8 protein-coding genes are annotated in these 7,332 nt (G+C 69.5%); 2 read left to right on the top strand and 6 right to left on the bottom strand.

Annotation, left to right across the window (positions count from 1 at the left end):
- On the top strand, positions 1-99 hold a 99-nt coding region (locus tag AB0J62_RS23350), incomplete at its 5' end, for an integrase core domain-containing protein (RefSeq protein ID WP_363874709.1).
- On the opposite strand, the gene AB0J62_RS23345 is transcribed toward AB0J62_RS23350, so the two are convergent.
- The 5 genes from AB0J62_RS23345 to AB0J62_RS23325 all read right to left on the bottom strand — a co-directional run bounded on the left by AB0J62_RS23345 (position 96) and on the right by AB0J62_RS23325 (position 4,484).
- Positions 96-1,178 carry a Gfo/Idh/MocA family oxidoreductase gene (locus AB0J62_RS23345; RefSeq protein WP_363874688.1) on the bottom strand — a complete coding sequence of 361 codons (1,083 nt, stop codon included), beginning with the start codon at positions 1,176-1,178 and terminating at the stop codon, positions 96-98. The two genes, AB0J62_RS23350 and AB0J62_RS23345, sit on opposite strands and share 4 nt — an antisense overlap.
- Before the next feature lie 217 nt (positions 1,179-1,395).
- Positions 1,396-2,496: a 3-dehydroquinate synthase gene (gene aroB, locus AB0J62_RS23340; protein ID WP_363874685.1), complete on the bottom strand. Its 1,101-nt coding sequence runs from the start codon at positions 2,494-2,496 to the stop codon at positions 1,396-1,398.
- Positions 2,493-2,993, bottom strand: a complete 501-nt coding sequence (locus tag AB0J62_RS23335) for a shikimate kinase (protein WP_363874682.1) — start codon at positions 2,991-2,993, stop codon at positions 2,493-2,495. Before AB0J62_RS23335 ends, aroB begins: the two co-directional genes overlap by 4 nt.
- On the bottom strand, positions 2,990-4,189 hold the full coding sequence (aroC, locus tag AB0J62_RS23330; RefSeq protein WP_363874679.1) for a chorismate synthase: 1,200 nt from the start codon (positions 4,187-4,189) through the stop codon (positions 2,990-2,992). The genes AB0J62_RS23335 and aroC overlap by 4 nt, the downstream gene beginning before the upstream one ends.
- A 94-nt stretch (positions 4,190-4,283) precedes the next feature.
- Positions 4,284-4,484: a hypothetical protein gene (locus AB0J62_RS23325; protein ID WP_134102641.1), complete on the bottom strand. Its 201-nt coding sequence runs from the start codon at positions 4,482-4,484 to the stop codon at positions 4,284-4,286.
- 124 nt (positions 4,485-4,608) lie between these two features.
- Here AB0J62_RS23325 and AB0J62_RS23320 point away from each other — a divergent pair, with 124 nt between their 5' ends.
- Positions 4,609-5,724 (top strand): ADP-ribosylglycohydrolase family protein, encoded by a 1,116-nt coding sequence (locus AB0J62_RS23320; RefSeq protein WP_363874674.1) that lies wholly within the window; start codon positions 4,609-4,611, stop codon positions 5,722-5,724.
- Here the strand turns inward: AB0J62_RS23320 and AB0J62_RS23315 are convergent, their stop codons facing one another.
- A complete protein-coding gene (locus AB0J62_RS23315) occupies positions 5,725-7,311 on the bottom strand; it encodes an FAD-binding protein (protein WP_363874671.1) in 1,587 nt (528 codons plus the stop codon).
- Positions 7,312-7,332: the final 21 nt, after the last annotated feature.

Below are 7,332 nucleotides of genomic sequence, written 5' to 3'. Positions count from 1 at the left end.
GCATGGCTGCACCACTACAACCACCACCGACCCCACACCGCGATCGGCAAAGTCCCACCCATCACCCGCTTAACTAACCTGCCTGGTCAGTACAGCTAGGCACTCCAAGGAGCGCCGGGACCGCCCATACGTTGCGCATACGGCGTACCGGGCGCCAGTTCGCCGCGACGGATCGGTTTGTCCGTGAAGGCCGAGGCATAGATCGCGGCGGCCAGCTCGAGCGTGTTGCGGGCCTCGGTGAGGGTAACCGGGGTTGGTCCGCCCGCAGCCTTGGCATCCAGGATCGCGGCCAGCTGGGCGGTGTGACCGCTCGGTACGTCGGGAAGGTCGGCGGACCAGGCGTCGGCGATCTCCTCGTGCCCCGGCGCCGGGGTGACGGTCCAGTCGGGGTTCTTGTAGCCGTACAGGTGTTCCAGCTCGACAGTCGCGTTCAAGCAGTCGAAGCGGAGCTGGGACGTCTGGCGGGCCGACACGAGCGAGTTGACGACCGAGGCGACGGCGCCGTTCTCGAAGGTCACCAGCGCCAGGGAGACATCCTCGGTCTGCGTCGGGCGAGCCTGCCGGGCCGCTAGCGCGGTCACCTTCTCCCACGGCCCGAGGATCGACAGTAGCAGGTCGTACTGATGGATCCCATGGCCCATGGTCGGGCCGCCGCCCTCGACGTCGAACGTCCCGCGCCACGGCACGTCGAAGTACGCGTCGTCGCGGTACCAAACGGTGTTGCACAGGGCAACCAACGGCCGACCGAGTACGCCATCGTCGAGCAGCTGCCGCAGCCGGACGGCGCCGGATCCGAAGCGATGCTGGAAGACGCAGGCGACCTGCGCGGAGGACTTCTCCTCCGCCGCCACCAGCTTGTCGAACTCGTCCAGCGAGAGGGTCGGCGGCTTCTCCAGGTAAACATCGACGTCCGCCGCCAGGCATTCCATGGCGAGCGGGACGTGCGAGTTCGGCGGCGTACACAGGTGGACGAGGTCGACGCGGTCCGCCGCGAGCAGGTCGGTCAGGCTCGGGTACGTCTTCGGGATGTTCCACTTGCCGGCGAACTCCTTGGCCCGCTCCAGGTCGACGTCGACCGCCGCGACCAGCTCGGCCCGCTCCGCCAGCGCGGTGACCGCCCGGGCGTGCGAGGCGGCGATCCCGCCGGTTCCAACGATCGCAATCCGCTGCTTCGTCATATGGAAAGCCCTTTCCGAGGGGCCTTCCATCCTGGGCGCCGCTCGCGCGATGCACAACCCGTCGCCCACCATCTGACCAGTTTCGGCCAGCACCTACGCGGAGCCGATCTGCATCTGGACAGGACGTCTCGACCGGCGCCTAGGGCACCTGAGCGTGGCGGCGGCGGCGCGTACACCGTCTCACCGGTGCACTACCTGTCAGGATGCAGATCGCCGACTAGCTGATCTCGCCGTACGCCGCGATCAGCAGGCTCGGGTCGGGGGCCTCGAGGATGGTCGGTTTGGCCAGGGCGTCGAGGATGACGAAGCGGAGGCGGTCGGCCCGGGTCTTCTTGTCGAGCTTCATCGCGTCCTGCAGATGCGGCCAGGCGTCGGCGCGGTAGGTGACCGGGAGGCCGAGTGACTCGAGTACGGCGCGGTGCCGGTCGGCGCTCGCGTCGTCGAGGCGGCCGGCGGCGCGGGCCAGCTCGGCGACGAACACCATGCCGATGCTGATCGCGGCGCCGTGACGCCACTTGTACCGCTCGACGCGCTCGATCGCGTGGCCGAGCGTGTGCCCGTAGTTCAGCGCTTCCCGGCCGATCCGGCCGCCGACGGTCGTGGTCCGCTCGCGCAGGTCCGCGCCGACCGTGTCGGCCTTCACCTGGATCGAGCGGGCGATCAGCTCCCCGGTCGCGGCGTACGACGGGCTCGTGGCGGCGGCCGGGTCCTTCTCGACGAGGTCGAGGATCACCGGGTCGGCGATGAACCCGCACTTCACGACCTCGGCGAGGCCGCTGACGTAGTCGTTCCGCGGCAGGGTCTCGAGGGCGGCCAGGTCGCACAGCACACCGGCCGGCTCCCAGAACGCACCGACCAGGTTCTTGCCTTCGGCGGTGTTGATGCCGGTCTTGCCGCCGACGGCCGCGTCGACCATGCCGAGCAGTGTGGTCGGGATGTGCACGACCTTCACGCCGCGCAGCCAGGTCGCTGCGACGAACCCGGCGAGGTCGGTCGTCGTACCGCCGCCGACGCTGACGATCGCGTCGGAGCGGGTGAAGCCGGCCTGGCCGAGCACGGACCAGCAGTAGGCCAGTACCTCGGCAGTCTTGGCCTCCTCCGCGTCCGGGATCTCGATCGCGTGTGCCGTGAACCCGGAGGCGGTCAGGTCGTCGCGAATCGCGTCGCCGGTCTCCCGCAACGCCCGCGGGTGGACGACGGCAACCCGCTGCACCCCTTCTCCCAGCAGGACCGGCAGCTCCCCGAGCAAGTTGTTGCCGATGACAACGTCATACGGAGCCGCCGCGGCAACCCGAATCCGCGTCGGGGCGTCCGTCATGTGAGGTGCTCCAGGATTTCGTCGGCGATCTCGTCCGGACTCTTGTTGTCCGTGGTGACGGTCAGCTTGGCGACCTCGGCGTACAAGTGCCGGCGGGCTTCCATCAGGTTGCGGAGCTGGGTGCGGACGTTGCCGAGCAGCAGCGGCCGGGCGACGCTCAGGCCGACGCGCTTGGATGCCTCGCCGAGGCTGACGTCGAGGAAGACGACCGTGTGGCCGGCCAGGTCAGCGCGGGTGGCCGGGTCGAGGATCGCGCCGCCGCCGAGCGACAGCACCTCACCGTCGCCCTTCAGCGCCTCGACGATCGCGGCCCGCTCCAGCTCACGGAAGTGCGGTTCGCCTTCATCCACGAAGATCTCGGAGATCGGCTTGCCCGCGCCGGCCTCGATGTCGGTGTCGGTGTCGCGGTGCGTGGCCTTCAACCGCTCGGCGAGCAGCGCCGCGATCGTGGACTTACCCGATCCCGGCGGCCCGACCAGGACGACGACCGGGCTCACTCCCACTCCCGCGGGGTGATCGTGGTCGGCAGGTTCGCCAGGTAGGACTGGTGGTTCCGCGCGGTCTCCGCCACTGAGTCGCCGCCGAACTTCTCCAGCGAGACCTCGGCCAGCACAAGCGCGACCATCGCCTCCGCGACGATCCCGGCAGCCGGCACGGCGCAGACGTCCGACCGCTGGTGATGCGCGGACGCGGCCTCGCCGGTCGACGTGTCGATCGTCCGCAGCGCCCGCGGCACCGTCGCGATCGGCTTCATGGCGGCGCGCACCCGCAGCGTCTCGCCAGTGCTCATCCCGCCCTCGGTGCCACCCGACCGGCCGCTGGTACGCCGGACGGATCCACCGTCGGGAACGATCTCGTCGTGCGCCTTCGACCCCGGCGTACGCGCGAGCTCGAACCCGTCACCGAGCTCGACGCCCTTGATCGCCTGGATGCCCATCAGCGCACCGGCCAGCTTGGAGTCGAGCCGCCGGTCCCAGTGCACGTAGCTGCCGAGGCCCGGCGGAAGCCCGTCGACGACGACCTCGACCACGCCGCCAAGCGTGTCCCCGGCCTTCTGCGCGGCGTCGATCTCCGCGACCATCTGCTTGCTCGCGTCGGGATCGAGACAGCGCACCGGATCCGCGTCCAGCTTCGCGACATCGTCGTACGCCGGGATGACGCCGTACGGCGCCTTGACCGTGCCGAGCTCGACGACGTGGCTGACGATCGTGACGCCGTACGACTGGCGGAGGAAGCGCGCGGCGACCTCGCCCAGGGCGACCCGGGCGGCGGTCTCGCGGGCGCTGGCGCGTTCGAGCACCGGGCGGGCCTCGTCGAACCCGTACTTCTGCATGCCGGCCAAGTCGGCGTGACCGGGCCGCGGGCGGGTCAGCGGAGCGTTCCGCGCAAGGCCGGCGAGCGTCTCTGCGTCGACCGGATCCGCGCTCATCACCTGCTCCCACTTCGGCCACTCGGTGTTGCCGACCTGGATGGCGACCGGACTCCCGAGCGTCAGCCCGTGCCGGAAACCGCCGAGGAAGGTCACCTCGTCCCGCTCGAACTTCATCCGGGCGCCCCGGCCGTAGCCGAGCCGTCGACGGGCCAGGGCGTCGGCCACGTCATCAGTGGTGACCTCAACCCCCGCGGGAAGACCTTCGAGTACGGCGACGAGCGCTTGTCCGTGCGACTCGCCGGCGGTAAGCCAGCGCAGCATGCCAGGATTCTTTCACGCCTGACTCAATCCCCGGACAGCGGTCTCAGGGTCAGCGGTCTCAGGGTCAGAGGTCTCGGAGTCAGCGGTGTCAGCGTCAGCGGCAGGTCTGGGTGTCCTGGGTGAGGCCGTTGCGGACAGAGAGGACGGCGTCGACGGTTTTGATGATCGGCGACTGGTCGCAACTGGTGGAGGCGCTCGCTGCCTGACCGCCGGCGATCGCAGCGCCGGTCAGGGCGGTGGTGGCAAGTGCCGCCACGGCCAGGCGCCCGGCGGTACGACGGAATGCGGGGGTCATCGTCTGCTCCCTAGAACGGTCGATAGCTTCTACCAACGACGGTAGAAGCCGCAAGCGCCGGGGGAACTGGCCCTGGAACCCGTTGTGAGGGTAGCGCTTGCACCACCCCCGATAGGGTCCTGGCATGAATCGGGCGGCTGAGGAGACGTGGCGGGCGCGGGTGCGCGGGTGCTTGCTGGGTGGTGCGATCGGGGACGCGCTGGGCGGACCGGTGGAGTTCGAGGACGGCCGGTCGATCGTCGCGAAGCACCCGGACGGCGTACGGACGTTCCTCCCGGGAGGCGACGGCTGGCCGGCGGGGACGATCACCGACGACACCCAGATGACGCTGTTCACGGTCGAGGGGCTGATCCGGGCCGCCGTACGGACGGACCGCGGGCTCGGGTTCACGGTCGGCGTCGTGCATCACGCGTACGACCGCTGGCTGGACACGCAGAACCTGCCCGGACCGAGCGGCGAGCAGGACGGCTGGCTGCAGGGCGAGCAGTGGCTGTACGCACGTCGCGCGCCGGGCAACACCTGTCTGTCCGCGCTGACCGAGGCCCGCAAGGGCGAGGCGCGGATCCCGCAGTTCGGCGGGGAGGCGGTGAACGACTCGAAGGGGTGCGGCGGGGTGATGCGGGTCGCGCCGTTCGGGCTGCTGCCGGAGTACTTCCCGACCGACTGGATCTTCGACTCGGCCGCGACGGCAGCCGGATACACGCACGGTCATCCGACCGGCAAGCTCGCGTCCGGCACGCTCGCCGCGATCATCCACGAGTTGTGCAAGGGCGCCGAGCTGGACGATGCGCTGTCACGCGCGACCGAGCTCCTCGAACAGCACGAGGGCCACGAGGAGACCAGTACTGCGCTCACCTTCGCGCGGCACCTGGCCGCGACAGCTCCCGCGGGACCCGTCACGGTCGAGCGCCTCGGCGGCGGGTGGGTCGCCGAGGAGGCGCTCGCCATCGCGGTCTTCGCGGCGCTCGCCTACCCGGAGCGGGAGCAGTTCCTCGACGCCCTCGCGCTCGCCGTCACCCACTCCGGCGACAGCGACTCCACCGGCGCGATCTGCGGCAACATCCTGGGCGCCCTCCACGGCGAGACGGCTCTCCCCGCGGAGCTCGTCTTCACCGTCGAGGGTCGCCCGGTCATCCTCCAACTCGCCGACGACTTCGCCCTGGAGTTCACCCAGGGCAAGCGTCTGCACGGCGACTACGGCCCACACACTTCGTGGACCACGCGTTACCCGGGCTGGTAACTAAGCCGGCTCGATCGAGAGCTTGTGATGGAACACGTTCCGCGGGTCCCACTTCGACTTGATCTGCTGCAGTCGCGGGTAGTTGCCCAGGTAGTACAGGTCGTGCCACGGCACACCGGACTTGTTGTACGCCGGATCGGCCAGATCCACGTCCGGGTAGTTGATGTACGAGCCGGCGTTGGTCGCGTTCGGCACCGGTGCACCGCCCGTATCGCGATAGATGTCGCCGTACACCTTCCGCATCCAGCCGAGGTGCAGGTCGTCGTCGCTCGCGTTGTCCCACGCAGCCGTGAGGACGATCTTGCCCATGACGTCGCGCTGCGCTGCGGCGGTGGCATTCGACGGGACGGTGTTCACCTTGCCGCCGTACGGGACGAGCAGCATCGACGACTGCGGACCCTTGTACGTCGTATCCGTGAGCCCTTGGTAGAGCGACAGGATCTGGGCGTCGGAGTACCCCTTCTTCAGGTAGCCGGCCTTGTACTTCCCGCGGTTCGGCGCCGCCGTCTCCTCGATCGAGCGCTGCATGGTCAGGTGCAGGAACGGCCCGACGCCCAGGTCGATCACCTGCGGCTTCGGATCCGCCACGCCTTCGACCATCGCGGCGTTGAACGCGTTCATCAGCTGCTCCGAGTTCGGCGCGGCCGCGTCGAGCTGGGTCGACAGCAGGTACTGGCCGGCGCTGTAGTGCGACAGGATGAACGGCGCATAGAGCGTCGCGTACGGCGAGTCCGCGGTGTTGTGCTGCTCGAAGAACGTGAACCAGTTCCGCACCGTGCGCAGGAACCCGGCCTGCGTGGTCGTCTTCCAGTCGTACAGCAGCAGGGTCGACCGCAGCGCAGCCGGTGCCTTGGGCAACGATTCGCCGGGCGTCCGGCCCGATGCCCCGGCGGAGCGCATCAGGTAGCGCGTGACGAGACCGAAGTTCCCACCGCCGCCACCCGTGTGCGCCCACCACAGGTCCTGGTACGCGTTGTCGCGGGTCGCCACCAGCGACCGCGCCCGGCCGTGAGCATCGACGACGACGATCTCCACGCCGTACAGGTGGTCGACGACCGAGCCGTACTTCCGCGACAGCGGACCGTACCCGCCGCCGCTGAAGTGACCGCCCACCCCGACGCTGAGGCAGCCGCCCGCGGGCAGCGTCAGACCCCAACCGTAGAAGAGTTCCTTGTACACGGTCTCGAGGACGGCGCCCGCACCGATCGAGAACGCCTTGTACTGCGGGTCCCACGCGACCTCGTCGTACGTCGACATGTCGAGCAGCACCTCGACGTCGCTGCTGTCGACGAAATCCTCGAAGCAGTGCCCACCGCCCCGGACCGCGATCCGCTTGCCGCTGCGGACCGCCTCCTGGACGGCGGCGACGGCGTCCTCGGTGGAGCGGATCACCCGTGCGTACTGCGGTTTGCCGATGAACCGGCGGTTCTGCCCGCGCTGGACCAGATCCTGGTACCGCGCGTCGTTCGGGCCGATCTTGTCGCTGCGGGCGGTGGTGGTCATGGCGGCGGACGCAGTACCGGGAACGGCGAGAGCCGCACCCGCGACCGCAGTCCCGGCCAGAAGACCACGACGACTGACTGGCATTGAGATTCCCTCCCGAGAGTT

Source organism: Kribbella sp. NPDC049584 (assembly GCF_040675555.1).
Classification (GTDB): domain Bacteria; phylum Actinomycetota; class Actinomycetes; order Propionibacteriales; family Kribbellaceae; genus Kribbella.
Note: the sequence above shows the minus strand (reverse complement) of the source record. Positions and strands in the feature narration are given on the sequence as shown.

Excerpts from the sequence above, each read along its gene's own strand:
- AB0J62_RS23345 (WP_363874688.1), bottom strand. The coding sequence starts at position 1,178 with ATGACGAAGCAGCGGATTGCGATCGTTGGAACCGGCGGGATCGCCGCC.
- aroB (WP_363874685.1), bottom strand. The coding sequence starts at position 2,496 with ATGACGGACGCCCCGACGCGGATTCGGGTTGCCGCGGCGGCTCCGTAT.
- aroC (WP_363874679.1), bottom strand. The coding sequence starts at position 4,189 with ATGCTGCGCTGGCTTACCGCCGGCGAGTCGCACGGACAAGCGCTCGTC.
- AB0J62_RS23325 (WP_134102641.1), bottom strand. The coding sequence starts at position 4,484 with ATGACCCCCGCATTCCGTCGTACCGCCGGGCGCCTGGCCGTGGCGGCA.
- AB0J62_RS23320 (WP_363874674.1), top strand. The coding sequence starts at position 4,609 with ATGAATCGGGCGGCTGAGGAGACGTGGCGGGCGCGGGTGCGCGGGTGC.
- AB0J62_RS23315 (WP_363874671.1), bottom strand. The coding sequence starts at position 7,311 with ATGCCAGTCAGTCGTCGTGGTCTTCTGGCCGGGACTGCGGTCGCGGGT.